The organism is Halomonas sp. MS1 (genome assembly GCF_024182575.1).
Lineage (GTDB): Bacteria > Pseudomonadota > Gammaproteobacteria > Pseudomonadales > Halomonadaceae > Vreelandella.
This window is the reverse complement of sequence record NZ_CP098926.1, coordinates 2,822,821-2,848,558: the sequence shown is the minus strand read 5'-3', so window position 1 is coordinate 2,848,558 and position 25,738 is coordinate 2,822,821. Positions and strand designations below refer to the sequence as shown.

The following is a 25,738-nucleotide window of genomic DNA, read 5'->3' as shown; positions in this document are numbered from 1 at the left end:
CACACTAAGCAAAACTGATAGCAGACATTTACGGCATATAGCGGTTACTAAGCTGGGCTAAATTGGTCGGCTCTAGCGCGCGCCGGGACTGCCAATAGTAGCGCTGCCAGTAGCTGTTATCCAAACGAGAGATCATGACTCCCTTGGAAGAGGACGCGTGTAAAAAACGGCCATCCCCTACATAAATGCCCACATGGTTGTATCGACCTGGGGGGCGGAAGAAGACCAGATCGCCCGCCTGCAGCTCTTGGCGGTCGATCGGGCGTCCCTCATGTACTTGATCATAGGTAGAGCGTGGCAGCTCTAAATTAAATGTGTCACGAAACACATTTCTTACCAGAGCAGAGCAATCAATGCCTTGTTTCGAGGTGCCGCCAATTCGGTACGGCGTCCCCGCCCATCGCTGATGCTGCTCTAAAAGTGCTTGCCGAATGATCGTAGGTGGCGGCGTCTGAAGGCTACGCAGTTGGCCAGTGGCGTTACTGACCGGGGACATTGCGAGGTTTTCACCTTCTGCCAATCCCGGCAGCGCCATTGAGAAATAATTCTCGGGTGGCTCCATGCCCTGGCGTGAGGCGGAGCCCGCACAACCAGTTAAAACAGCGACAACAGCACAAACACTTACAACACGGACAGCGGTCACAGCGGGGTGTGGTGACGCAACCATGCGATTAACCTCGTAACAATAAAAATATTTAATGGGAATGAGGTATGAAAAAACTCATTTTTTTCAAACCCTGGACTATAAGCTAATTACCCTGTGCTTGGCGAGCTTCAATGCAAAATTCGCTGATCGCCCGGTAACGTATCGATATGTAGCGGCGCAAAGTGGCGCGGTTTATTACCAGGAAAATCAAGGCTCGCCCAGGGACCAGCCAGTATAGGGGCGCCACACAACCATGCGACTAACGCCTGCCGAAACCCAGCCAGAAAGCTTTCTCGCTCAGGTGTTTCGCCCATAAAAAACGAAAAACCGGCGTACATTCCCGCGGAGTACTCTTGCCAGCCAGAATAGTGATTAGCCGCCAGCTTATAAGCACGATCCAACACGTCGGCAAACGCTTGCCGGTCTAACCAACCAAGCTGGCGCGCCGCAATGGCGAGGTCGACTAATTGAGCAATGTCCCAGGCAGCCATATCTACATCGTTACAACCATCTTCATTACTTTGCACCCGGCGCAAGCGCAGCAGATGATGGCGCTCCTCCTCGGCACAATCACCCGACTCTAAAATAGCGATTTCGGCATCTAAGCGATCAGGATTAAGTGTGTAGGGCGCATAGTTAATCTGGTACTCCTGACGATCCCCAGATTCGAGCATGAAGGTCAAGAATTCCTGCATGTCATCAGCACTGGTCAGATGATAATGGCTTTCCACCCATTCACGGATATCAGCGCACTCTCTAGGGCTTTCCACTTGAGGCTCACTCCACACAGCGCTATTAAGCGGCCCAACCAGCGACATGGCCGTAAAATGACTTAGCGTTGGCCGTTCACCAGGTTCACACCACGCATCAGGATGCCAATTCAACCAATGGAAAAGACTGCCGGGATCCTCTAAGTGCCAGGCAATTTCATTAATTAATGAATCGTGCTCCGGCTCTGGTAAGCAGCTTTCCCAAGCAAACCATGCTTCAAGCAAACGCTTTGGTGTGGCATAAAAGCGACACAGGCAACTACGCAAAGCGCTGGCATGCGTCATCAGTGGTTCACGCTCAAAGAGGCTGCTGTCCAGCGCCATATGTAAGTAGAACGCGAACTTCTCTGCCATATGAATAGTGGCAGCATGACGGCTAACCCCTTTTACTGCATTACGCTGCTTTAGCTCGTCAGGCGTAGGCTGACCAAACGGCGTCTGCGATGGCGGTATAACGCCATGAACGGCGTCTGCGGCAAGCTGATTAAGATGGTGCGCCTGGGCCGGTAGCCAATAGCGCACCAACGCTTGGTGTCCCTCATCAGCATGCAGGTCCAACGAATCCTGAAGGTAGACCGCCGCCTCGGCTCGGCGCTGCTCTGAAATAGGCGCTGATGGATTCAACTGACGCAGCATTACATCAGGTTCTCGCACGCTGGCCAGGGCCAGTAACCAATGATGGGAAGTATTTCTCCACTGTTTAATGCGTTCACGAGATGCACTCAGCGTTGGCTCATCCAGCAGCGAGCTTAGTGGACATTTCCACGGACTATGAGGCGCCTGCGTCAGGAGCTTATGCCGTGTAATCGGCGTCATACCACGCCGATCGACCCCTTCAAACAAGCTTTGGCCTCGCATATAGGCTTTCAGCACCGCGTACCAATCATGGTAACGACGGCTTATTAAGTCAGCCGCATGCGCTGCCAAATCATCAGCCTCCGCTTGGCTTAACCAGCCGCAGCAAGCGCCCGCCCACGCCAATTCAACCAGGCGTAGCCAGTCCCAAGCGGCCCACTCCAGTGGCTCACCTTGGCTGACGAATGTAGTCAACACCGGTGCATAAGGGGCATCCGCAACAGCACCCCGCTGCCACTCTTGGCGCTGAGCATGGTCCATAGTGAGCAGTTCACGGGCTTCGATATCCCAGCTCTGCCGCTCCCCCTGGGCGCTTAACCACAGCATCACTTCAAGCAACTGATCGCGATCATGAACCTGCCAGATACGTGCTAGCCATTCGGGGGCGTCTGGCCAGTCAGCAGCACTTGCCGGGTAACTGAGCACAGAGCGAAAAAGCGCACATAGACGCCACGGCTGTGCTGATTGGCTCTCTGGCCATAGCGCCTGGGGTTCACATAATCGTGCCAGTGCGGCATCAAGAACTTGCCAAGTGATGCCTTCGCCTTCACTTTCTAAATCCGCTAGCGCCTGACAAGCGTCAATAAAGCGATCATCCGCGCCGGTTTCCCACCCTTTCACGCCAAGCGCTCGGCGCAGGTCGGAAAGCCAAGCGCGCAGATCGCTGTAGTCAGACGTAATACGAAGGGTAATATGATGCGCCCACGTTTGCGCCTGAGATTGTGTCAGCCAGCCTGCCGCGCCTGCTAGCGCTGCCCACTCTAGCGCCCCCAATAGTCGATCAGCTTCACCGGCTGGGGCATCCAGCGCAAAAAAGAGCTGATCAGCCAACTCGCCACGGTGTGCAATACCCAGCTGTAGCAGACGTTGTTCGGCCGCTCCCGCATCCACCGTCAGCGGATGCGGCGTAAAGGCCCAATCACACAGCACAAGCTGTTGAGCCCACCAGGCATTCAGTGCATCGGCCAAAAGACACCTCTAAGAAACAGGAAGCTATTAATGAAAATAAAAAAGAGTGAGCAGCCTACACAATAAGGCCGCTTAAAATAAAAAGAGACGCCGTTGTAACGACATCGTCAAAATGGCATTGCTAAGAGGGCATAGTGTAACGGAAAGTGGCGCGCAGGCCGATAGCGATGAAACGTTAAAACGAGGCAAAAAACGAGCACCTAAAACAGCACTGCCCGGCGCAGGGCCGGGCAGCAAATAATGCACTAGGTTGGCTATGCTAAGCGCTTTTAACTTTACTGATTATCCATAACAACACGACTGCACCGACGGTTGCGGTCACCAACGAACCGATAAAACCGCCCGCTTGCAGACCTAACAGGCTAAATAAAAACCCGCCAAGCACTGCGCCAACAACACCGACACCAATATTGCCCAAAATACCAAAACCACCGCCACGCATGATGTTGCCAGCGATCCAGCCAGCCAAACCACCAATAATCAACCACGCAATAAAGCCCATAGTGCCTCCTTGATGTTCACTTTCGTCAGGGTTTTACCTATAACATCTTAACTGCAACGTTTTATCCGCAGTGTTTTACGTATAACTGTTGCTTGTCCTACCATAGCACACGGCGCTACTGTCCTGCCCATTTGATCCCCTTCCTTACAAGGAAACCCTATGATTCCCGATTCTCTCAAGCAATTACTGTCCGATGTAGACGGCCACCAGCAGGTAACCTGGCAAGGGCGCGACATAGCGCTGTTCAAGATGGCTTGGGGAGAAATGGCAATTAGCCTACAGGGCGCACAAGTGCTGCATTTTTCACCCGCTGACGACACCGGCTGGCTTTGGGTTACCCCCACACCGCAGGCGCTTCCAGGTGCGATCCGTGGTGGTATCCCCCTATGCTGGCCCTGGTTTGGCGACGAACGCTATGCCGATGAAAGCCCTGACCGTAACGGCCCTTTTCACGGGCTTGCTCGTCACGCTCAGTGGCGTTTAGACGCGATTGATGACCATGCTGAAGGTATTGAAGTGCATCTCTCTCCTATCGAGCGTCTACATAGTCAGCTAACCGCTCGCGTCGTCATTCAAGCGAATGCCCAACGCTTGAACGTCGAATTAATTAGCGAAAATATTGGCGAAGTACCGGTCAAGATCAGCGGTGCGCTACATACCTATTTGGCGGTTAGTGATGTGCACCAGTGCCGCCTGGAAGGGTTGGCCGGCGCACGTTATTTAGACAAACTGCGCGGTTTTGGCGAAGACCAACAACAGGGTACGCTGGCTATTCGCGGCGCCGTCGACCGTATTTATCACACCAATGAAGCCGTACTGTTGAACGATGGGCAGCGTACGCTGCGTATTGCCAAACAATCCAGCGACTCCACCGTGGTGTGGCACCCAGACAGTGATTTGCCCAGCGATACGCCAGCCGACGCGGCACGTCACTTTTTTTGCGTTGAAGCTGCTAACACCCGCCTAGATCCAGTATGGCTAGTCCCCGGCGCACAACACCTATTAGGTACGACATTAAGCCGCGGTTAATCCTCGGTTCATCAAGGCTTTGTTATCATCAAAGCAATTAATGTTTTTAAGGGAAACATAATGGATCCACAGCAATGGCTGGAGGCTGCCACCTTTGCCTTTAACCTGATCGGCATGGTGGTATGCTTAGTTGGCTTAACACTTGCGCAAAAAATGCAGCGCCGCTGGCCAGGGTATAGCGTCGCTGTGGTTGGGTTTATCATCGCCACCCTACCCATGCTTTCCCAGGTTGTACTAATAAGGAATTGATAGGATGCGCCAGCCGTTAAGTCGCGAACTGAGCAATTTATTAGAGCGAGGCCGTGACCGGCAATTAAGGCTGGCGGTAACGGGGCTGTCTCAGGCAGGGAAAACCGCGTTTCTAACGTCACTGGTTAACCAACTGCGCCACGCTGGGGTGGAGGCTCAACTGGACTTGTTACCCGCCGCCCGTGAAGGGCGTTTGCTCGGTGCGCAGCGGTTGAACCAGCCTGACCTTGGCGTGCCGCGTTTCCCCTATGATCCTGGCATGGCGGCGCTACGTGCTACGCCGCCGCGCTGGCCCGAACCCACCCGTGGCATCAGTGAACTGCGCTTACAGCTACGCTACCGCCCTGCCCAACAAGGCTGGTTCACCCCAGACATTGCCCACTTAACCCTCGACTTGTTCGACTACCCAGGCGAGTGGCTGCTGGATTTACCCCTGCTACAGCACGATTTTTACAGCTGGTGTCAGGCGCAGTCACTGCATGAAGGGCCACACCGGAAGGTGTTATTCAGCGAATGGCTAACGGAGGCTGAACAACTAGACCCTGCCGCCGAGGCTGATGAAGCTAAACTGGCAGCGCTCGCAGATGCCTATGCCCAAGGTCTTCGCCGGGCCAAACAAGCAGGATTTTCCGATCTTCAGCCAGGACGTTTTCTGCTCCCCGGCGAGCTAGATGGCGCGCCAGTCCTGCAATTTTTTCCGCTACCTGAATTAAATGCACCAAAAGAAACCCTGGAAGCACTACCCGATACTAGTATTTACGCCACCTTGGCCGCGCGCTTTCGCTACTATCAGCAGCAAGTGGTACGGCCCTTTTATCGTGACCATTTCCGTCGTTTCGACCGTCAGATTGTGCTGGTCGATGTGCTTGGTGCGCTTAATGCCGGGCCGGAACGCTTTGAAGACCTTTCCCATGCGCTGCGCCAACTGATGCAAAGCTTCGATTACGGCAAGCGCAGCCTGTTGACGCGCCTATTTGCGCCGAAAATAGACCGTCTGGCCATTGCTGCAACTAAAGCTGATCACGTGACGCCCGACCAGCACGGCAATGTTGTGCAACTGCTGGAGGCGTTACTCGCTGAGCCACTTAAAGACCTGCGCTTTGCCGACATTCCGGTGAAGGCATTGTCACTGGCAGCCATACGCGCCACTGAAGCCCGTGAAGTGCTCCACGAAGGCAAACGCACCCCCGCGCTAAAAGGCACTACCCTTGAAGGTGAAGACGTACTGGTCTACCCGGGTGACGTGCCAAACCGCCTTCCGAAACCCGACTTTTGGCAGCAACAAGGCTTCGACTTTCCCAGCTTTCGCCCAATGTCTGTTGACAGCGAAGCGCTTTCACACATCCGCATGGACGCCGCTATCGACTGGCTGATTGGAGATAAATTGATATGAGTAATCCTCAGCCGCGCCGGGATTTTCAAACAGAAGAAGCACCCGCCCCCAGCCCCGAACAGTTGCGGCAGCGTGAAAGCTTTGCCGCGACTGAATCGCATCAGCCGCTGACTCCCCAGGCAGACATCAAAGCACTTCCGGAAGCGAGCCTGAGCACACCCCGAAAGCGCCGTTGGGGGTTGATGTTTGCCCTGGTCGGCGGTGCTACGTTGGGCAGCGTAGAACTTGCCACCGGCATTCCAGACGCCTTTTCCCAGTCACAGTGGATGACCATGGCCTGGCAGCTGTTTGGCATTAGCTTGATCGGCTTAGGCGGTCTGTCGTTGTTGAAAGAGCTTGGCCGTCTGCGCCGTTTAAAGCGCCATGATCGATTACGTCATGACCTCGCCGAGCTGCCACAGCGCTCTACCAAGCAAGCCCAATCCATGGCAGAGCAGCTCAAGCGCCAGCTAAAACTGAGCGACGATGATCCTCATTGGCAGGCATTTCAACGCGCCTGCCAGCCCCACCATAGCGGTGAAGAGATACAAACACTGCTGCGCTACCACCTACTGGCACCCCGCGACCGCGAAGCCCAACGCCTGATTACCCGTATGTCCGGCGAAACGGCCATTATGGTGGCTATCAGCCCGCTTACATTGGTGGATATGGCACTGGTGGCCTGGCGCAGCCTTGCCATGGTCGACAGACTCTGCCGCCTTTACGGACTTGAGCTTGGTTACGCTAGCCGTCTGCGACTGTTTCGCAATGTGCTGCATAACATGGCCTTTGCCGGGGCCAGCGAACTGGCCACTGATGCCAGCATGGATATGCTTTCGCTTGATTTGGCAGGCAGGCTTTCCGCCCGTGCGGGCCAAGGCTTGGCCACGGGCCTACTGAGCGCCCGTTTAGGGCTACGCGCCCAGCGTCTATGTCGCCCTGTGGCCTTTACGGATGAAGAGCAACCCAAGCTGGCCGATCTACGCCAAGACCTATGGAGGCAAATCAAACGGCTCGATAAAGAGCCCGTTGCACAAGATCGTTAAACGGGATGGTTCGAGGCGATCCAATCGAGAAACGTGCGTTTGCCAGCCCCATTGTCATTTGGGTTGGCATCAATGATGCCGTAACCATTAGGCGTCGCCAGACTGAGATGCTTCAGTCCGACCAGCATGCCACGCTCGAGCATGTCTTCGACTAGCCCTCTCCAACCCAGCGCTACACCTTGTCCTGCAATCGCCGCTTGAATCAACAGCGTATAGTTATTGAAATCCAATTCGGAAGATTGCCCATAAGGCGCCCCGCCCATTTGCTTGAAGTATGTCGGCCAATCCAGCCAGTGCTGCCGTTGATCAGCGGTAAGGGTCAGCAGGGGGACTTCAGCAAGCGATGAGAGCTGTTCCAAAGGGCCGTACTGCTTCAAAAAACCAGCACTACAGACGGGAAAAACCTCTTCCTGAAACAATGGAGAGGCGTTTTTCATCCCCCGTTCATCACAGAACATAATGGCCACATCGACCTCTTGCCCTCTCCAGTCAAAGACTTCCTGGCTAGTTAAAATGCGCACATCGATATTAGGGTGCTGCTGCCGAAATATCGGCAGCCGCGGCATCAGCCAGTAAGCAGCCAACGAAAAATCGGTCAAAATATTGACGTGCGGATTATGCTGGCGATGCTGCAGCCGTTCGATCGTCTCCTCGATGATCGAAAACCCCTCCTGAACACTGGCAAACAGCGCATGACCAGATTCGGTCAGTAGCACGCCACGGTATACCCGGTCAAAAAGCCGCAAGCCAAGCTCTTCTTCCAACGCCCGAACCTGCTGGCTGACCGCCGACTGGGTCGAACGCAGTTCATGGGCAGCGGCAGTAAAGCTCAGATGTCTGGCTGCTGCTTCAAAGACTCTCAACCCATTCTGCGACACCCTTTTACCCGTCACTGACATTAGTTCACCTAATGGGAAACATTAAAAAATAGCCAGTTTACAGCATAACGGATTAGCAGAGAGACTGGTTAAGAATTGATACGCGCCACGATCTGGAGTTTCTGCATATGACTACTCGACAACCTAACATTCTCTTTCTGATGGCCGACCAGATAGCAGCCTCGGCGATGCCCTTCCACGGCCACCCCATCGTAAAGACTCCCCACCTCTCACGATTGGCAGATGAAGGGGTAGTGTTCGACTCAGCCTACTGCAACACCCCGCTGTGCGCGCCATCTCGTTTTACGCTGATGGCCGGTCAATTGCCGTCACGCATTGGAGGTTATGACAATGCCGCTGATTTTCCAGCGGACACTCCCACTTTCGCCCATTATCTACGCGATGCTGGTTACTACACTGCCCTCACCGGCAAGATGCATTTCTGCGGCCCTGACCAGTTGCATGGTTTCGAGGAACGGCTGACCACCGATATCTACCCGGCCGACTATGGCTGGTTTGTCGACTGGGAAAACTTTCATGAACGGCCTAGCTACTACCACAATATGTCGTCGGTGATTCAAGCGGGGCCGTGCGTGCGCTCCAACCAGCTCGACTTCGACGATGAAGTCGCTTTCCGCGCTAAGCGCTTTCTTTACGATTATGCCCGCAATGGCGAGCAGCGCCCCTTCTGCCTGACTGTTTCAATGACGCACCCACACGACCCTTACACCATTCCTCAGGAGTACTGGGACCGCTACCAGCACGACGCCATCGACATGCCACGGGTGCCCTATTCACGAGAGCTGATGGATCCACACTCCAAGCGGCTGCGTCATGTTTACCAGTGCGATGAGGGCACCATCAACGATGAGCAAATCCGCAACGCGCGCCATGCTTATTATGGGGCGCTAAGCTATGTCGACGATCAAATCGGTGACGTGCTTAAAGCGTTGAAGGAGACTGGCCTCGCTGAAAACACCATCATTGTCTTCTCCGGTGATCACGGTGATATGCTCGGTGAGCGCGGCCTGTGGTACAAGATGAGCTGGTTCGAGGGCTCGGCACGCGTGCCGATGATTATCCATGCGCCACAACGCTTTACTCCAGGCAGGGTGCGTGAATCGGTGTCGACCATGGATCTGCTGCCAACGTTTGCCGAACTAGCCCACGGTGGAAGTGCACCGGAGTATGCCGTGCCGATTGATGGTCGCAGCCTCTTGCCGCACCTGACGGGTAACGGTGGTCACGACGAGGTAATCGGCGAGTATCTTGGCGAAGGGGCTATTGCACCGCTACTAATGATTCGTCGCGGTCGTTACAAATTCGTCCACACTGCACCAGACCCAGATCAGTTATTCGATCTCGAAGCTGATCCGCTAGAGCTCAACAATCTCGCCGAAAGCCCTGCTTATCAGGAATTATGTAAGGAGTTTCGCAATGAGGTCGCCAGTCGCTGGGACTATGAGCGAATGCATAATGAAGTGATTGCCAGTCAACGGCGCCGTAAACTGGTTTCGCGGGCCCTTAAGCAAGGCAAAGTGACGCCATGGGATTATCAGCCCACTTTCGATGCCAGTACCCAGTATATGCGTAACAACATAGACTTGGACGACCTAGAGCGTCGAGCACGTTTATCAGCCGCCGCCTCCGTAACAAACAACCGTTGATTCATCATTTAACCACTACCACCCTAAAATAAAGATGATAAGACGGCGGATGCGCCCATTATTAATAATAAGGGAAATTCTATTATGAGTACTAAAAGCGACCCTGAGTCGCCGCCTATGGCTAGTGATATGCAAACCGACTACGTGGTCGGGCAGGATAATATCGAGGGGAGCTTTGGCCCCATCGGATTTGATATCCATAATCGCGTTTTTGCTGTATCCGCCCTTTCTTCGGTCGTGTTTATTATCCTTACGCTGCTATTTCCTGAACGCGCAGGGAGCATTTTTCAGTCGATTGTCGCTTTTTCCACGGGAACCCTGGACTGGTATTTCATGATCCTGGTGGATTTCTTTATTCTGTTTTGCTTGGCACTCGTGGTCTTGCCTTATGGATCAGTCAGGCTAGGGGGGCCTGACGCTCGCCCGGATCATAGCTATCTCTCTTGGTTTGCAATGCTGTTCACTGCAGGCATTGGCATCGGCTTACTGTTTTTTGGCGTTCTAGAGCCGGTTTATCACGCCAATGTTTCGCTGCCTTTAGGCATTACGTCGCCCTTCGGAAGTGACGGAACACTGAACCCAGACGCTATTGCGGATGCTAGTGCCATGGGGCTTGCGGGCACCTATCTTCACTGGGGGCTGCATGGCTGGGCAGTGTATGTTGTGATGGCTCTTGCACTGGGCATTTTTACCTATAACAAAGGCCTGCCATTTTCGATACGTTCAGCATTCTTTCCAATTCTGGGCGAACGTGTCTGGGGCTGGTGGGGCCATGCCATCGACATTCTGGCAGTGTTTGCCACCCTCTTCGGACTGGCCACATCCCTTGGGCTTGGCGCACAACAAGCGAATGCGGGGATGAACTTCGTCTTTGGCATGGAGGTAAACACCACCACCCAGGTGATCGTCATCGTGCTGGTAACGGCAGTCGCGCTAGTGTCAGTATGGCGCGGACTAGAGGGCGGCTTAAAGAAGCTGTCTGAATTCAATATGATCCTGGCCGTATTGTTTTTCTTCTTTGTATTGTTTGCCGGCCCTACGTTGATTGCGCTAAGCGGTTTTATGTCCGGGCTTGTCACCTATGTTGCTGACTTCCTGCCTCTATCTGCCCCTTTTGGCCGTGACGATGATGCCTACCGTCAATCCTGGACTATTTTCTACTGGGCGTGGTGGATCAGTTGGGCACCTTTCGTCGGCATGTTTATCGCCCGCGTGTCACGAGGCCGTACAGTGCGAGAGTTCGTGCTCTGTGTGCTGCTTGTTCCCAGCTTGTTCATCTTTATTTGGATGGGCGTCTTTGGCGCTACGGCGTTAGATCAGCTCTACGCAAACCCCGCCAGCAGCTTGGTTAAAGAGTATGTCATCGACAACTACAGACCTGAATTATCGCTATTTGGCATGCTTAATGAGCTGCCTCTAACAGGTATTATGTCTACCTTAGGTATCGTGTTGGCACTGATATTCTTCGTTACCTCGTCGGACTCGGGGTCTTTGGTGATCGACACTATCACTGCCGGTGGAAAAATTGACGCTCCCCGCCCACAGCGCATGTTTTGGGCGATTGTTGAGGGGCTTATCGCTATCGTACTGCTGATTGGTGGCGGCTTATCAGCGCTTCAGGCAGGCGTGACAGCAACGGCCATTCCATTCTCAATTGTTATGCTGCTGATGTGCTACTCGATCATTAAAGCGCTGAATGGCGAGTTAAAGCATCTGCGCCGCTAACGAGGACATTAGGACGATAGTAAAGAGCCTCTGCTAACATCAGCAGAGGCTCTTCACTTATCAGTACGACATAACACTAACGCTTCAAGCCAAGCGCTGTTCAGTCTCGGCATCAAACAGCACGGCGCGGGCCATATCGACGCGTAGCGACAAGCGTTCGCCGGGTGCAATTGCGCATTTAGGCCCTACCCTAGCGGTGATTTCCTGCTCTCCCAGCGGCAGGCGTAGCAGAATATCGGCACCGGTCGGCTCAACGACGCTTACCTTGGCCTCCATTAGTGTCCCTTCCGCCTGCTCGCTCAGCCGAACATCCTCCTCGCTGAAGTGTTCTGGTCGCAGCCCAAGAATAATTGGCTTATTCAGCTGTTCCACAAGCCCCGCTGCATTGCGTCCAGAGGGCCATGGCAGCAAGAGATCGTCTTCATCAGGGGTGGCAATACGTAGTGCATAGCCATCGCCCGCCGCCTCTAGCGTCGCACGAATAAAGTTCATCGATGGTGACCCCATAAAGCCTGCGACGAACATATCGACCGGGTTGTTATACACCTCATCGGGGCTACCAAGCTGCAGGATATTGCCATCACGCATCACCGCAATGCAGTCGGCTAGGGTCATTGCTTCGACTTGGTCATGGGTGACGTAAACAATTGTGGTGCCTAAGCGCTGGTGGAGCTTTTTAATCTCGGTACGCATATCCACCCGCAGCTTTGCGTCCAGATTCGATAGCGGCTCGTCAAATAGATACACCTTGGGCTCACGTGCCAGCGCCCGCCCCATGGCCACCCGTTGACGCTGGCCACCCGAAAGCTGGGCAGGCTTACGCTCAAGCAGGTGGGAGATTTGCAGCAGGTCGGCCACGCGCTCTACGGCACCGACACGCTCAGCTTTGGGCACCTTGCGCATTTCCAGCCCAAAGCTGATGTTTTGCCGTACGGTCATGCTGGGATAGAGCGCGTAGGACTGAAACACCATGGCAATATCCCGCTCAGCGGGCGTGCGCCAAGTGACGTCTTCGCCGTCGATATAGATATTGCCGCTAGTCACTGGCTCCAGCCCGGCGATGGCATTCATCAGCGTGGATTTACCACAGCCAGATGGCCCCACCAAAATCAGGAACTCACCGGAGTCAATCGAAATACTGACATCTTTCAGCACCCGCTCGCTGCCGAACTCTTTGCGCACGTTGTGAATTTCTAACGCTGCCATAATGAAAACCCCATTGTAAGACTGCTGACAAAGTTGTTATTCCGGTCTGAACAACCCTTGGCGGGGGCGCTGTAAATCCTTCCCTGGACGCTACTTTCGCCATCCATGGCGAAAGACCCCCGCTACGGGTTGATTCTGACCTTGCTAAAGAAACCTTTAGAAAGTTGTCACCAATCTGATTGTTATTAGCCTTTCACGGAGCCTGCCGTCAGCCCGCGCACGAAATACTTTCCGGCCAGCACATACACCACCAGCGTTGGCAGTGCTGCAATCATCGCGGCGGCCATATCGACGTTGTACTCACGCACACCAGTGGACGTATTGACCAAATTGTTGAGCGCCACCGTCACCGGCTGGGTGTTATGAGCCGAAAACGCTACGCCAAACAGGAAGTCATTCCATATCTGGGTGAATTGCCAGATGACTGACACCACAATAATCGGCGCGGAAACCGGTAATAAAATGCGCCAGAAAATACGGAAGAACCCTGCGCCATCCAGCTTCGCCGCAGAGACCAGCTCGTTAGGAATACCGACATAGAAGTTGCGGAAAAACAGCGTGGTGAAGGCAATGCCAAAAACCACATGCACCAGAATCAACCCCGCACGTGAACTGGAAAGCCCTAACCAGCCCAAGGTTTGTGCCATTGGTAACAGCACCACCTGAAACGGGATAAAGCAGCCAAATAGCATCAGCGCAAAGACCAATTCAGAGCCTTTAAAGCGCCATTTGGTCAGCGCATAGCCGTTTAGCGCCCCGACCGTGGTGGAGATCAGCACGGCAGGAATCACCATCGCAAAGGAGTTCCAAAAATAACCGCCGACACCTTCACAGCGCATACCGGTACACGCTTCTCCCCAGGCTTTCGTCCAGGGTTCAAGGGTTGGGTTTTGCGGCAGCGATAGCAGCGTTCCCGCACTTATTTCGCTCAACGGTTTGATAGAGGTCATCAGCATGACCACCATCGGCAGGATATAAAACAGCCCCGCCACAACAAGTACGCCATAAAGCACAGCACGCAACAGCCGTGCGGCAAGCGTTTGCCGACGAATCACGTTAGCCATGTTTGCGGCTCCTTAGTTCGGAATAGAGGTAAGGAATCAAAATCGCCAGAACACCGCCGAGCATTAACATCGCGCTAGCAGAGCCGAGCCCGATCTGAGCACGATTAAAGGCGTGGGTGTACATAAAGGTGGCCGGCAGATCGGTGGCGTAGCCAGGCCCGCCGCCGGTTAGTGCTACCACTAAATCAAAGCTCTTAATCGCAATATGGGCCAGAATCATCACCGCGCTGAACACCACCGGGCGCAGGCACGGCATCACCACCCGCCAGTAAATACGCGGCAGGCTAGCACCGTCTAACTGAGCAGCTTTGACGATGCTGTCATCAATGCCCCGCAGCCCTGCCAAAAAGAGCGCCATCACAAAGCCGGATGCTTGCCAAACCGCTGCAATCACCAGGGTATAAATCGCCATATCAGGATCAACGATCCAGTCGAAGCGAAACGACTCAAACCCCCAGCTTTGCACCATCGCCTGAATGCCCAGTTGGGGATTCAGCAGCCACTTCCATACCACGCCCGTAACAATAAACGACAGTGCCATGGGGTAGAGATAAATCGTGCGCAGCGCGCCCTCTTGGCGAATTTTCTGATCCAGTAGAATTGCCAACAGCGCGCCAATCACCAAACAAATCACAATAAACAGCACGCCAAACAGCATCAGGTTGGTAGAGGCTATCCACCAACGCTCGTTGGCCATTAGCCGCGTATATTGGCCAAAACCAACAAACTCGTAGCTAGGCAACATGCGCGAGCTGGTTAGCGACAACACAAAAGTCCACAACATAAAGCCGTAAACAAAAAACAGAGACACCGCAACAGAAGGGGCAAGTACCAAACGGGGCAGCCAGGCTTGAAGCCAGCCAGACGCCGTCGGCCGCACTGCAGTCCGCGTCGTGGGTTCACTCATGAGAATATCCCTCGCCAGTCAGCCGCTAGCACCGCCGTTGCGGCGGCGCTAGTTACGTCACTAATTAAAAGTACGCAGTGGCTTAGAAAGAGGCGGTTTCAGCCGCACTTACCAACCGTTCAGCAGCTTCTTCGGCAGGCATATTGGTGTCATTGAAGTAGTTGGTCACAACATCAAAGATCGCTCCCTGGACATCCGCGCGCACCGCCATCCCGTGAGCCAAGCTGGGGACTAAACCGCCTTCATCAGCGGTGCGTTGGAAGTCAGCAAGTGACTGCTGAGCACAGCTATCAAACTCACTTATATCTAGGTCGGCTCGCGCAGGAATGGAGCCTTTGGCAAGGTTAAAAGCTTCCTGGAAAGTCGGCTCTAAGACTAAGCGTGCCAGGGTCTGCTGAGCCTCACGCCCGGCGTCGTCGCTCATTCGAAACATCGTTAGGCTATCGATATTCAACGTAAAGGCGTCTTCAGTACCGGGCGCCGCCGCGCACAGATAGTCTTCACCGGCAGTAAGGCCTGCGGCGGTGAACTCCCCTTTGGCCCAGTCACCCATTATCTGGAAGCCTGCAGTGCCTTCAATGACCATGGCAGTGGCAATGTTCCAATCGCGGCCAGACATGCCCTCATCCATCAGCTCACGTAGACGCTTAAAGTCTTCTAGCGCAGCGATCATCTGCTCCCCACCAAGCGCCTCTGGGTCTAGCTCCACCAGCGCCTGCTGATAAAACTCGGCTCCCTGGCTACCCAGCACGACACTTTCAAACACCGTTGCGTCTTGCCACGCTTGGCCACCATGGGCTAGCGGTACAAAACCCGCCTCACGAATGGCTTCACCAGCGGTAAAAAGCTCATCCAGCGTGGTGGGCATTTCAACGCCTGCCGCTTCAAGAACGTCAGGGTTCGCCCATAGCCAATTAACACGGTGAACGTTCGCGGGGACGGCAACATAGTGGCCGTCGTAGCGCATAATATCGGCAACTATTTCAGGTAGTAGGTCATTCCAGCCTTCAGCGGCAGCGACCTCGTCTAAATTACCCAGAAGGCCGAGCTTGCCCCACTCTTGAATTTCGGGGCCATTAATGAGCGCAGCGGAAGGCGGGTTACCAGACATTGCACGAGACTTAAGTACCGTCATGGCGGTTTCACCACCACCCCCGGCCACAGCGAAATCCTGCCAGCCATAGCCTTCGGCTTCCATTAACTCTTTGAGGACGTTTGCTGCGCGGGCTTCACCGCCTGAGGTCCACCAGTGCAGCACTTCCACTTCGTTGGCTTGGCTGGTGCTGGCCGCCATGCTGGTGCCAGCCGCCACGGCTAATGCGAATACGGACTTTTTAAACGTAGGCACGTTAAATACGGGCATATTGATACTCGGCATGAATAGCTCCTGCTGTTGTTATTGTGCTGTTGTTTTTGTGCTTATGAGATGTCGTTGCTGATGATGCTCGACTGAACGACTCACAGCAGAGTACGCCACCCTGGCACACAACGGGAGTTACCGAGTCCTGCATAGTCTTGGCAATTTATTAATAGTGTTAGGGTTTTATTACAAGTCAGTAACACTCGTTTGGCGCGGTAGCGTTAACGTGGCCACTAACCCGCCTGCCGAGTGATTCGATAAGACGATATCACCTCCATGAGCACGGGCAATATGTCTGGCAATGCCAAGTCCCAGGCCACTGCCACCGGTATAACGGCTTCGAGAGGCTTCCAGACGCACAAAAGGTGAAAATACTCGGGAAAGCTGCGCATCAGGAATACCTGGCCCATCATCATGAATGCGCAATGTTACGATGCCCGCCTGCTCTGCCAGCGTTACGGTTGCTTTCTGGCCGTAAAACACCGCGTTTTCAAGCAGGTTTGCTAAGCAGCGTTTTAGCGCCAGAGGCTTAACGGTTAGCGGTAACACAGCGCCATGGAGTGATACCTCACCGCCGTACAGGCGTAACCCTTCGGCAATCTCCAACAACAGCGCGTTAAGATCTGTAGGCTGGGGTTCTTCATGCAGATCCAACCCTTTGACCGAGGCCAGTGCGCCTTTGACCAGCTCACTCAACTCGTCAAGCGAGGCGCAAAAACGTTCACGCTGAGCCGCATCATCGAGCATTTCGGCACGCAGCCGCATGCGTGTAATGGGAGTCTTAAGATCATGAGAAATCGCCGAAAACAGCCGCTCGCGCTCATCAACCTGTTCTTGAATGCGCCGCTGCATACGATTAAAGGCCGCTGCGGTAGCGGCCACTTCTTTAGGGCCGCTCTCTTTAAGTGGCGGGCTAGCCAAATCATCACCCAACTGACGTGCTGCTCGGGAAAGCCGTGCCAACGGCCGAGTTACACTGGTAATACCTAGTAACGAAAGCGCCAGCACGCTTAGCAGCACCAACACGCCGACCAATAAACGCTCTTCAGACAGCCAACGGTAGCCGCTAAAAATATCCGGGACGCCCAGTAGTGTGGCCACGTAAAGCCAGGTATCCGGAGCCAACTCCAACTGCACCACTAAGATAGGGGGCGAAAGCGGCTCCATTAACAGACTGTGCTGCCCCCAACGGGGTGGTAAATCGTAAAGCAGCACTTCGTTATTGAAGACACGCAAGCTTTCCGGGCGGGAAAATTCCACTACCACATCGTCAATGGAGAGCTGCTGGGTCAAAATAGAGCGCACGTTGTCTACCACGACCTCTTTTTCCGGGCCGCTGCCAATATCTTCGACATGAATGCGTCGCTCATTCACGCTGACAAAAAAACGCGTGCCACCCATGCTACGCAGCTGATCCAACACAATGTGTCGATAATCTACCGGCAGCGAACGGAAAAACCGCATGGTCGAGGCAATACTGAAGGCCATGTTGCTGGAAAGCTCATCTAACTGTTCAAGCTGGCTGGCCCGCACCTGGGAAGTCCATAGCGCATAGCTAGCCGCTTGAGCAACCAGCACGCCCGTAATCATAATGACCACAAAGCGCCCACGTAGACTGCTTGGCAACCAGCTCGCGAGGATGCGCTTAATGCCTTTCACGAAGCGGCTTCTACCCTGGCGGTCAACACATAACCAGCCCCACGCACGGTGCGAATCAGTTGTGAGTGCTGTGCATCTTCCCCCAACCGCTGGCGCAAGCGGCACACATGTACGTCAATCGAGCGGTCTAGCGGTGGTGCTTCACGGCCGCGGGTCAATGTGTAGAGATCATCGCGAGTAATGACGGTGGCAGGCCGCTCCAGAAACACCTGCAGTAGTTGGAAGTCTGCACCGGAAAGTGCGGTGCGAATACCTTCCTGGTCAATCAGTTCGCGGGTCATACGATCCAGTTGCCAGTCGCCAAAGCGAACCCAGCGAGCCTCTTGGGTCGGCGCGCCAGTTGCTGCCGGGCGGGCTCGACGCAACACCGCTTTAATCCGCGCCAGCAACTCACGAGGATTGAAGGGCTTAGCGATATAGTCATCAGCGCCTAACTCAAGCCCCAAAATGCGGTCGGTATCATCGGCACTGGCGGTGAGCATAATAATCGGCGTATCGCTGGTTTTGCGCAGCTCCCGGCAGATAGTAAAACCGTCATCCCCCGGCATCATGACGTCAACGACCAACAAGTCTGGCGATTGATCAACCAGTTGCTGATACAGCGAATCTGCCCCGTCGGCGGTCAACACGTGATAGCCGTGACGCCCTAAATAGTCTGCCAACAGTTCGCGGATTTCCGAGTCGTCATCAACGACCATCAAGGTAGCAGGCGTGGTTGTCATGGTAGCAATATGCCCTGGGTTATTATTACTCGTTATTATCATTTTAGGGGCTAGATGATGGTGGAGTGGCCACCCTATCGCAAGCGGCCATCGACCAAGGTTGCAGCGTGAAGCGGTTATTACAGCGCGAAGCGTTTTGCTAGCCACCGAGCCACAGCCGCTTCGCTATGATGGCCGATACGCTCAGCGCTGGAAACTCGATCGAAAAGCGCAGGGTGGGCGTTGTTCATTACCTGGGCTTCCCCTGCCAGATTAAGCATTTCAGTATCGTTTAGGTTATCGCCAAATGCTAAGCACTCTACCGGCGTTAGCTTTAGCTTTTCCAGCAGCGCCGTTAAGGCCACGCCTTTATTAACGCCACCCGCCATAATTTCTAAAGAGTCGATCGTTGAGTATGTGATATGTAGGCTGTGGCCATGCGCCTCCTGGGCCTGACATTCCAGTTGCGCTAACGCAGCCGGATCACCTATATAGAGCACTTTACCAACCCCATCAGCATCCATCGCTGCCTGCGGCACAACCTCGTAACGAAAGCCCGTCGAGGCATGCAATGACAACAGATGCGGTGCGTCGGCATCGATATACCAGCCGCTTTCACGATAAAGGTTGAGCCTTACCTGAGGCGGGCGCGGCAACTGAATAAGCGTTTCGACGTAGGCTGGTTCAAGATGGGTCGCGCTCAAAAGCGTGCCGTCTGGAGCATGGACATATGCCCCGTTGGTACTGATTAAATAGGCCGGGATATCCAACTGATCGCGAAACACGCGCATATCGTTATAGTGGCGACCAGACGCCAGCGCGACATGATGGCCTTGCGCTACAAGCGCTCTCAGCACCTCAATAGTGTTGTCGTGCAGCCGGTGGTCGCTGCCTAACAGCGTACCGTCAAGGTCGGAAACGATAAGGCGTGATGTCATGGTGCACTCCTGATGATAGAACTTCTCAGCTTATCCGATTACGCTCGCCGCTCCCAGCCGGACTAAAGAGACTCAGAGCCCTCTAAGGCAACGCCGCCTGAAGAGGACTCTTCGCTATCTTAACGCTGGTTAATTTAGCGTCACGACACGGCTATGCCGCTGACCATTGGCACTGGCGCTGCGCAGTAGCACCGTGTTTTCCACCTCAGGGCGCGCGCTGTCCTGATAGACCTGCCAGCTCGCCCCGTCGTCCAAAGAGTACTCAATACTTACTCCAGGTAACGCGACATTGGCCACTAGCCTACCCGCTTCAACCCGCGCTCCTGGCAACGGCAGACGATAAGCGATCCCATCGCGCTCCAGCCGTGGCAGAACACGTTGACCAAGCAGGTTGGCAAAACGCTGCCAGTCCTCGATCAACGATTCATCGTCGACAAAGGACGTCTCGCCACCGATGAACACCTGACCAGGTTGATAATCGAGTTCCCACTCGGCTTGGTGCCAGGCTCGCTCGGCCAACGCTAGCAGACGCGGGAAGATCATGTACTCCATCTGCGTCTCGCTACGAACCGTTTCACCCCAGGCTTGAGCGGAAATCCCCCGAGCACCTTGCCACCCCTCGGCGCTCTCGGAACGAAAGGTATTGCCGTCTCGATCAACTGAGGTTTCCGCATTTTGCGCCAGATTATCGGGGGCAAAGGAGAACACTTTGCGCGTATCGGTGAAACGTGTCGCCCAGTAGTAGCCTCGTTCGTGTGGATTGACCTCGTAGGGCATGTCGAAGTAGAGATAATCTGGGCTCGAAAGAATCACCTCATAACCCCGCGACTGCCACTCGGCCACCGACTGACTACCGCCCCAAAACAGCGGGTCCCAGAAATTGACCGCGACCTGCGGCGTCGCAAACTCGGCGGCGGACTCAACATGCTTAAGGCCGTCTTGCCAGGCTGACATCCGCGCTATTCCGTAGCTGTCAGCGAGTTGGTTAACCTGTAGGGCAAAACGGCTCGGCAGTTCCTCTACAGAAGCGACCTCTCCATCGGCAACGCTCTGTTGGCAAATTGGCGACGCCTCCCAGGGATGGTGCTGATCACTCTGGTCGATGGTTCCTCGCCAGTCGACCGGTTCTTCAGCATCGATATCCTGAAAACCATGACCTAGCAGGATATTCTTGGCTTCATCACCACCAAAGTGCCAGTTGTCCAGCGCCTGGCCCGCCTCTTGGTGCATCGATACCACTTCGCCCATCACCTTATCGACAAAGCGGTTCGTCGACTCAAGACAGGGGTTGAGGTAGCTGCGACGATCATAGAGCTGAACCGACAGCGTATTGGACGTATCTTCGGGGTCGATTAATCGATACTCATTAGCTGCCGCACTATCGCCCTCCTCCATCAGCCGACGATATCGCGCTTCCATAGCCACCACAGCGGCGCGAGCATGAGCCGGCATATCAATTTCAGGCACCACCTGAATATGGCGAGCCTCGGCATAGCGAACGATATCGATGTAATCCTCACGGGTGTAGAAACCGCTACCGGCAGTATCGTCCTCTGGCCCAGAGCCCAGCTGAGGTAAAAGACAGTTCGTTTCTGCCAGGTCATGACAGCGCTTGCTGCCTACTTCGGTTAATTCCGCCAACCCCGGAATTTCCAGCCGCCAGCCCTCATCATCGGTGAGATGGAAATGGAAACGGTTGAGCTTGTACGCAGCCATCTGATCAAGCAAGCGCAACACGGCGGCCTTATCTTTGAAATTCCGTGCAACATCCAGCATGACGCCGCGATAGTCGTAACGTGGAGCGTCATCAATGTCCATCGCTGGCACCAATCCCGCCTCATCCATGGCCGCTATTAGCGACTGGACAGCATAGAAAGCCCCAGTGGCGTCAAAGGCCAGAATATCGGCACCGGACTCATTGAGCTGCAGGCGATAGCCCCCCTCCCGTGCCAATGCTTCATCGAGAACGTCTGACTCAGAGACCAAGCGGGCACGAATCACCAAGCCGTCGCCACCTTCGTTAACGGGAATGTCGAGCCGTTCGAAGCGCTCTCCCAGTACCGCTAGGCTGGCCTCGCTCAGCATTGGCATCACTAGGCTGACCCCTTCAGATAAATCGAGGGTAGCCTCTCCCAGGCGAGATGATCGCGGTGTTGGCAAAATAGCTCCCCGCAATGCGTCGGCGGGCATTGCAGTGGCCGCAGCGTTGCGCTCGAAGCGTGTCTCGGCCGTCATCACCACGTTGTTATCGTCCGGTGTACGCATAAGCTGCTCACCGAACGGAGCACGGACAAAATCGGTCAGCACTTCATCACGGGTATTATCGATCACCGCTGTTTCATCGCCCACTGCCAGGTACCAGTTGGGCATCACATCGGTCATGAATAGCTGCCAGTACTCACCCACGATGGGAATTTCCAGGCTCTCTCCAGCGTCCAGTCCAGTAAATGTGTCATTGGGTTCAAGGCGATGGAGATCCCCTGTGATACGCGTCAGCGACAGTTCAGGATGATCCATCTGCAGCAAGCGGCGAATACTCGAAAAATAGAGCTCCCAATCGCTCGCCTCAATGGCCTTATCAGAGGTATTGGTCAACAGGATCGTCGCGGTGAAACAGGCGGCGTAATCCGCCCCCAACCTCTGGCAGTCGATATCATGCGCCTGTGGCTGATTGGCGGTTATCGTGTACTGCACGTCTAGCCGCTGCGCCAAGTCACGGGCAGACGACGCGTCAAGCTGTGTGGTTTCGCTGGCCTGGGCTGTCGCTGAGTTGATTGCAACCCCGATAGCCAGTGTCGTTAGGGCCTTCGTCAATGTTGTCATTGTTTTCACCTCAAGCATTACAGAATCGAGAAAGGAGCCACAACCGTGAACTTGATGTCGTGCTCATCTTGAAAGGCATTTTTAAAGCCGCCATCTCCCCAGGAGGCGTAGTCGGTGCGGTTGTCGTAGCGGGTATAGTGCAGTTGAAAACGCGTGCCCTCGGCCCAGCCATTCTGAACTTTGTAATGCACGTCAAAGTTCCAGGCGGACTCACTAAAGCGGCGACCGGGGTCCTCAAAACCTGAGTAGGGTCGAGCATCCCAGCCATAAGCATGAGCCACGCCCAGCGACCAACCGGGCAAATTCCAGCCTTCCAGGTCATAGGTGACACCGGCGTAGAGGGACTTCTCGCCATCGTGATTCCAGTCGGATCGGGCATCCCACCAGATATCCAAGCGGCCGTTGGACGATGCATAAGGGGTGGTCATTCGCGGTAGGAAATAGCCCTGAGATCCTGGGGCATGCACCCAGCTAAACTCAAGCCGCCAATCGAAGGCACCTTGATCATAGTGAGCGGTAAGCACCTGCTGCCAGGCAGTACCGTCATAGACGTCGTTGGCTGAGCCATCGTCATGGCGGTCACGGGCGGCGTAGGTTTGGTAACTCAAACGCAGCGAGGAGTCGTTCAACTGGGTGGCATAAGACACCTTGCCGAACCCTTGATCCATATAGCCCTGGGCTTGCCCAAAAGCTGCCTCGACGGCCAGATCATCGGTGACGTCGTAGCGTGCTCCCAGCGAGTGTAGGTAGTCGATCGTCTCTCCATCGGCTTGGCGAAACTCGTAGAAGCTCTGATACCAAGGGGCCTTGTAACGATCAGCATGAAAATAGCTCAGCGATAGGTCACCTATCCTGGCGCCGAGTTCTCCACCGCGATAAGTGCCTGGCAGGAAGGACCAGTTGGGGGCGATAACACTGGTGCCTTGGGGCTGCAGATACCCTAACCGCCCCCACATATCGCCAAACTTAAACTTGAGTGCGGCCCGGTAGAGGCTTGCACCATTCGTTTCCTTACCGTCCCAGCGCTCTTCCCACAGAGTGCTTGCTGGACGAAAATTGAATTCCGTGCCCTGGTGGCGGTTCTGAAAGTCGTAAGCAGCAAAGGCGGCTAGATCCAGCCCCACAACGCCCCCCGCATGACCACTCGAGAAGTCGACAGCCAGATTGGCGGTGGAGTGCTGCAGATTGGAAGCGTAAGCCCCTGGGCTGCCCTCGCCATCCGGCCCCATACCTCCCGAACGACGATCACGGTCGCGATAGATATAAAACAGGGTGGTCTCAAGACTGGCCTCTTCCATAAAGCCCTGAGGCTCGTCGGCAGAAGACGTCAAAGGAACCAACGATAAGGTGCCGATCAGGGCTAGTTGACCAAAGCGACCTAACGGCTGCCCTTTTTGGGGCGTAGGTATGCTTGATATCAGCATGGTGTCGTATCCGATTGTTGTTGATTTTGGATTAGCGTTGCAGTGATGTGCACGTTTTAAAGACGCGCGGGGTCTGTGGGGCAGCGCAACGCTGCCCCATAAACATGGGTCTATGACGTAGAAGTCTTGGCTAAATCGCCACGGCTACCCGTTACTCAGCCGTTGCCGAGTAACGGGTGTCGATTACGAGCGTTAGGCTCTTAGTGAATGCGCGATAGCAGCGGCTTGATCGCCGACGATCAAGTGCCATGTATTGCCGTTCAACGCCTGGATGCCTCTGCATCCCAGTTGGTCAAGCGCTGCGCTGTCTAGCCCAGCGCCATCGACTAGCTCTACGCGCAGGCGTGTCTGGGCTTGAACGTCCAGCCGTTGTACGTTGGCATTACCACCTAAGGCAGCCATCCAGCGTTGGGCCACCTCGGCGGGCAATGCCGTTGGTTGAGAAGGGTTTGCGGGGGTGCCAGGGCTCTGTTCAGAAGGAGTATATTCAGAAGGGCTATGTGCAGCAGGGCTATGAGAAGAGGTATTGGCATCCATCGCCGCTCCACTCTGCTTGAGCGCTTGTCGAATCTCATCTGCGATACCATCCGCAATGGGCCCCATCACTACCTGGAGACCACCGCCCTGGAGACGCATGATCCCCCGAGAGCCCAGCGATTTCAGAGCCGGCTCATCAATTGCCTCAGGATTCTCCAGCACCAAGCGCAACCGAGTCGTACAGGCACCTACGCTTTGCAGGTTGCTCGCGCCACCTAACGCCGTGACAAACGCGGGGCCACGTTCACCGAGTGGTGTTGGGGCTGCTGCGGAGGAAGCACTTTCCGGCTCGCGCCCTGGGGTAGGTAGATTAAAGCGGACGATGGCCCAGCGAAATACCGTGTAGTACAGAACAAAATAGACGAGGCCGACAGGCAGCATCAGCCAACCATTGGTGGAAAGCCCGTAAGAGAGTGCAAAGTCAAAGGCTCCAGCGGAGAAAGTGAAGCCAAGCTTCACGTCCAGCCAGTGCAGCAGCGCCATGGAAATGCCCGTTAACACTGCGTGCATGCCATAAAGCAGCGGTGCCAGAAACATAAAGGTGAATTCGATGGGTTCGGTGACACCGGTCAGGAAAGCCGTCAATGCCAGCGAAAGTAACAAGCCACCCACCTGGGCACGGCGTCCTTTTGGTGCGGCATGGTACATGGCCAGCGCCGCGGCTGGCAGGCCGAACATCATCACCGGGAAAAAGCCCGCCATAAAGCGCCCTGCTTCAGGGTCACCAGCAAAGAAACGGTTAAGGTCGCCATTGGCTACTACCCCAGCGGCTGTCTCAAAATTGCCGAAGACGAACCACACCAGGCTATTCAGCACGTGATGCAGACCCGTCATAATCAACAAACGGTTAATCGTTCCGTAAACGAAAAGCCCCAGTTCACCAGCGCCAATCAGCCAGTGACCAAGAGCATCAATGCCATGTTGAATAGGCGGCCAAATCACCCCAAAAACCACCCCCATTGCTACTGCCGCTAGGCCAGTAGCAATAGGTACAAAGCGTCGCCCACCAAAAAAGGCCAGATAGTCAGGGAGCTGAATCGACTTATAGCGATTATAAAGCAGGCCTGCCACGCTGCCGGCAATAATCCCTGCCAGCACCCCCATATCAATCTCAGGGTTAAGCGCGGTCAGCACCGCATCTAGCACCAGATAGCCAATCACCCCGGCCAGGCCGGCAGCGCCGTTACTATCATCCGCGAAGCCTACGGCGAGGCCGATGGCAAAAATCAGCGCCAGGTTGGCGAAAATGGCCTGGCCAGCGCCAGCAATAAAGGCAATATCCAGCAGATCAGGCTGCCCAAGGCGCAGCAATAGACCTGCAATAGGCAATACCGCGATGGGTAGCATCAGAGAGCGGCCAAGCCGCTGTAGCCCGCCCATCAGGCGGGAACCGAAGGTCGTAGAAGACATT

At 54.8% G+C, this 25,738-nt stretch carries 20 protein-coding genes; 6 read left to right on the top strand and 14 right to left on the bottom strand.

Annotation, left to right across the window (positions count from 1 at the left end; translation table 11 throughout):
• Window positions 1–28 precede the first annotated feature (28 nt).
• The 3 genes from NF683_RS12910 to NF683_RS12900 all read right to left on the bottom strand — a co-directional run bounded on the left by NF683_RS12910 (window position 29) and on the right by NF683_RS12900 (window position 3,742).
• Window positions 29–667 (bottom strand): C40 family peptidase, encoded by a 639-nt coding sequence (locus NF683_RS12910; protein ID WP_089038740.1) that lies wholly within the window; start codon window positions 665–667, stop codon window positions 29–31.
• A gap of 107 nt (window positions 668–774) precedes the next feature.
• Window positions 775–3,240 carry a DUF1266 domain-containing protein gene (locus tag NF683_RS12905; protein ID WP_253920189.1) on the bottom strand — a complete coding sequence of 822 codons (2,466 nt, stop codon included), beginning with the start codon at window positions 3,238–3,240 and terminating at the stop codon, window positions 775–777.
• Window positions 3,241–3,499: 259 nt separating this feature from the next.
• The gene (locus NF683_RS12900) at window positions 3,500–3,742 is read right to left on the bottom strand and encodes a GlsB/YeaQ/YmgE family stress response membrane protein (protein WP_009722543.1); all 243 of its coding nucleotides are present in this window, start codon (window positions 3,740–3,742) and stop codon (window positions 3,500–3,502) included.
• A 159-nt stretch (window positions 3,743–3,901) separates the two neighbouring features.
• Here NF683_RS12900 and NF683_RS12895 point away from each other — a divergent pair, with 159 nt between their 5' ends.
• The 4 genes from NF683_RS12895 to NF683_RS12880 are packed head-to-tail and all read left to right on the top strand — an operon-like array spanning window position 3,902 to window position 7,438.
• Window positions 3,902–4,771 (top strand): D-hexose-6-phosphate mutarotase, encoded by an 870-nt coding sequence (locus NF683_RS12895; RefSeq protein WP_253920188.1) that lies wholly within the window; start codon window positions 3,902–3,904, stop codon window positions 4,769–4,771.
• 60 nt (window positions 4,772–4,831) lie between these two features.
• Window positions 4,832–5,020, top strand: a complete 189-nt coding sequence (locus NF683_RS12890) for a hypothetical protein (protein WP_038482470.1) — start codon at window positions 4,832–4,834, stop codon at window positions 5,018–5,020.
• Between the two features lie 4 nt (window positions 5,021–5,024).
• Window positions 5,025–6,413, top strand: coding sequence for a YcjX family GTP-binding protein (locus NF683_RS12885; protein ID WP_253920187.1), 1,389 nt, complete (start codon window positions 5,025–5,027; stop codon window positions 6,411–6,413).
• Complete coding sequence (locus NF683_RS12880) at window positions 6,410–7,438, top strand: YcjF family protein (protein WP_253920186.1); 1,029 nt, start codon at window positions 6,410–6,412, stop codon at window positions 7,436–7,438. Before NF683_RS12885 ends, NF683_RS12880 begins: the two co-directional genes overlap by 4 nt.
• On the opposite strand, the gene NF683_RS12875 is transcribed toward NF683_RS12880, so the two are convergent.
• On the bottom strand, window positions 7,435–8,337 hold the full coding sequence (locus NF683_RS12875; protein ID WP_253920185.1) for a LysR substrate-binding domain-containing protein: 903 nt from the start codon (window positions 8,335–8,337) through the stop codon (window positions 7,435–7,437). The genes NF683_RS12880 and NF683_RS12875 overlap by 4 nt on opposite strands.
• Before the next feature lie 107 nt (window positions 8,338–8,444).
• On the opposite strand from NF683_RS12875, the gene betC reads away from it, so the two are divergent.
• Both betC and NF683_RS12865 read left to right on the top strand, forming a co-directional pair.
• The gene (betC, locus tag NF683_RS12870; RefSeq protein WP_253920184.1) at window positions 8,445–9,983 is read left to right on the top strand and encodes a choline-sulfatase; all 1,539 of its coding nucleotides are present in this window, start codon (window positions 8,445–8,447) and stop codon (window positions 9,981–9,983) included.
• Window positions 9,984–10,067: 84 nt separating this feature from the next.
• Window positions 10,068–11,708 (top strand): BCCT family transporter, encoded by a 1,641-nt coding sequence (locus tag NF683_RS12865; protein WP_253920183.1) that lies wholly within the window; start codon window positions 10,068–10,070, stop codon window positions 11,706–11,708.
• An 84-nt stretch (window positions 11,709–11,792) separates the two neighbouring features.
• Here NF683_RS12865 and NF683_RS12860 read toward each other — a convergent pair whose 3' ends face one another.
• From NF683_RS12860 to nagE, 10 genes are all read right to left on the bottom strand, one after another.
• Entirely contained in the window at window positions 11,793–12,914 is a 1,122-nt protein-coding gene (locus tag NF683_RS12860) for an ABC transporter ATP-binding protein (protein WP_089038748.1), read from the bottom strand.
• Between the two features lie 185 nt (window positions 12,915–13,099).
• Window positions 13,100–13,978: a carbohydrate ABC transporter permease gene (locus NF683_RS12855; protein ID WP_253920182.1), complete on the bottom strand. Its 879-nt coding sequence runs from the start codon at window positions 13,976–13,978 to the stop codon at window positions 13,100–13,102.
• The gene (locus NF683_RS12850) at window positions 13,971–14,885 is read right to left on the bottom strand and encodes a carbohydrate ABC transporter permease (RefSeq protein ID WP_253920181.1); all 915 of its coding nucleotides are present in this window, start codon (window positions 14,883–14,885) and stop codon (window positions 13,971–13,973) included. The genes NF683_RS12855 and NF683_RS12850 overlap by 8 nt, the downstream gene beginning before the upstream one ends.
• 82 nt (window positions 14,886–14,967) lie before the next feature.
• On the bottom strand, window positions 14,968–16,263 hold the full coding sequence (locus tag NF683_RS12845; RefSeq protein WP_089038751.1) for an ABC transporter substrate-binding protein: 1,296 nt from the start codon (window positions 16,261–16,263) through the stop codon (window positions 14,968–14,970).
• Between the two features lie 168 nt (window positions 16,264–16,431).
• Window positions 16,432–17,904, bottom strand: coding sequence for an ATP-binding protein (locus NF683_RS12840; protein WP_089038752.1), 1,473 nt, complete (start codon window positions 17,902–17,904; stop codon window positions 16,432–16,434).
• Complete coding sequence (locus NF683_RS12835) at window positions 17,901–18,626, bottom strand: response regulator (RefSeq protein WP_089038753.1); 726 nt, start codon at window positions 18,624–18,626, stop codon at window positions 17,901–17,903. The genes NF683_RS12840 and NF683_RS12835 overlap by 4 nt, the downstream gene beginning before the upstream one ends.
• 119 nt (window positions 18,627–18,745) lie before the next feature.
• Window positions 18,746–19,543: a Cof-type HAD-IIB family hydrolase gene (locus NF683_RS12830; protein ID WP_253920180.1), complete on the bottom strand. Its 798-nt coding sequence runs from the start codon at window positions 19,541–19,543 to the stop codon at window positions 18,746–18,748.
• Window positions 19,544–19,672: 129 nt separating this feature from the next.
• Entirely contained in the window at window positions 19,673–22,366 is a 2,694-nt protein-coding gene (locus NF683_RS12825) for a beta-N-acetylhexosaminidase (RefSeq protein WP_253920179.1), read from the bottom strand.
• Window positions 22,367–22,383: 17 nt separating this feature from the next.
• On the bottom strand, window positions 22,384–23,790 hold the full coding sequence (locus NF683_RS12820; protein ID WP_253920178.1) for an OprD family outer membrane porin: 1,407 nt from the start codon (window positions 23,788–23,790) through the stop codon (window positions 22,384–22,386).
• Window positions 23,791–23,982: 192 nt separating this feature from the next.
• Window positions 23,983–25,737: an N-acetylglucosamine-specific PTS transporter subunit IIBC gene (gene nagE / locus NF683_RS12815; protein WP_253920177.1), complete on the bottom strand. Its 1,755-nt coding sequence runs from the start codon at window positions 25,735–25,737 to the stop codon at window positions 23,983–23,985.
• Between the last annotated feature and the right edge of the window lies 1 nt (window position 25,738).

What these genes read in the sequence shown, in the direction of transcription:
- NF683_RS12875 (WP_253920185.1), bottom strand. Translation starts at nt 8,337, where the DNA reads ATGTCAGTGACGGGTAAAAGGGTGTCGCAGAATGGGTTGAGAGTCTTT.
- NF683_RS12820 (WP_253920178.1), bottom strand. Translation starts at nt 23,790, where the DNA reads ATGCTGATATCAAGCATACCTACGCCCCAAAAAGGGCAGCCGTTAGGT.
- NF683_RS12865 (WP_253920183.1), top strand. Translation starts at nt 10,068, where the DNA reads ATGAGTACTAAAAGCGACCCTGAGTCGCCGCCTATGGCTAGTGATATG.
- nagE (WP_253920177.1), bottom strand. Translation starts at nt 25,737, where the DNA reads ATGTCTTCTACGACCTTCGGTTCCCGCCTGATGGGCGGGCTACAGCGG.
- betC (WP_253920184.1), top strand. Translation starts at nt 8,445, where the DNA reads ATGACTACTCGACAACCTAACATTCTCTTTCTGATGGCCGACCAGATA.
- NF683_RS12850 (WP_253920181.1), bottom strand. Translation starts at nt 14,885, where the DNA reads ATGAGTGAACCCACGACGCGGACTGCAGTGCGGCCGACGGCGTCTGGC.
- NF683_RS12880 (WP_253920186.1), top strand. Translation starts at nt 6,410, where the DNA reads ATGAGTAATCCTCAGCCGCGCCGGGATTTTCAAACAGAAGAAGCACCC.
- NF683_RS12835 (WP_089038753.1), bottom strand. Translation starts at nt 18,626, where the DNA reads ATGACAACCACGCCTGCTACCTTGATGGTCGTTGATGACGACTCGGAA.
- NF683_RS12900 (WP_009722543.1), bottom strand. Translation starts at nt 3,742, where the DNA reads ATGGGCTTTATTGCGTGGTTGATTATTGGTGGTTTGGCTGGCTGGATC.
- NF683_RS12845 (WP_089038751.1), bottom strand. Translation starts at nt 16,263, where the DNA reads ATGCCGAGTATCAATATGCCCGTATTTAACGTGCCTACGTTTAAAAAG.
- NF683_RS12855 (WP_253920182.1), bottom strand. Translation starts at nt 13,978, where the DNA reads ATGGCTAACGTGATTCGTCGGCAAACGCTTGCCGCACGGCTGTTGCGT.
- NF683_RS12910 (WP_089038740.1), bottom strand. Translation starts at nt 667, where the DNA reads ATGGTTGCGTCACCACACCCCGCTGTGACCGCTGTCCGTGTTGTAAGT.
- NF683_RS12895 (WP_253920188.1), top strand. Translation starts at nt 3,902, where the DNA reads ATGATTCCCGATTCTCTCAAGCAATTACTGTCCGATGTAGACGGCCAC.
- NF683_RS12830 (WP_253920180.1), bottom strand. Translation starts at nt 19,543, where the DNA reads ATGACATCACGCCTTATCGTTTCCGACCTTGACGGTACGCTGTTAGGC.
- NF683_RS12825 (WP_253920179.1), bottom strand. Translation starts at nt 22,366, where the DNA reads ATGACAACATTGACGAAGGCCCTAACGACACTGGCTATCGGGGTTGCA.
- NF683_RS12885 (WP_253920187.1), top strand. Translation starts at nt 5,025, where the DNA reads ATGCGCCAGCCGTTAAGTCGCGAACTGAGCAATTTATTAGAGCGAGGC.
- NF683_RS12860 (WP_089038748.1), bottom strand. Translation starts at nt 12,914, where the DNA reads ATGGCAGCGTTAGAAATTCACAACGTGCGCAAAGAGTTCGGCAGCGAG.
- NF683_RS12890 (WP_038482470.1), top strand. Translation starts at nt 4,832, where the DNA reads ATGGATCCACAGCAATGGCTGGAGGCTGCCACCTTTGCCTTTAACCTG.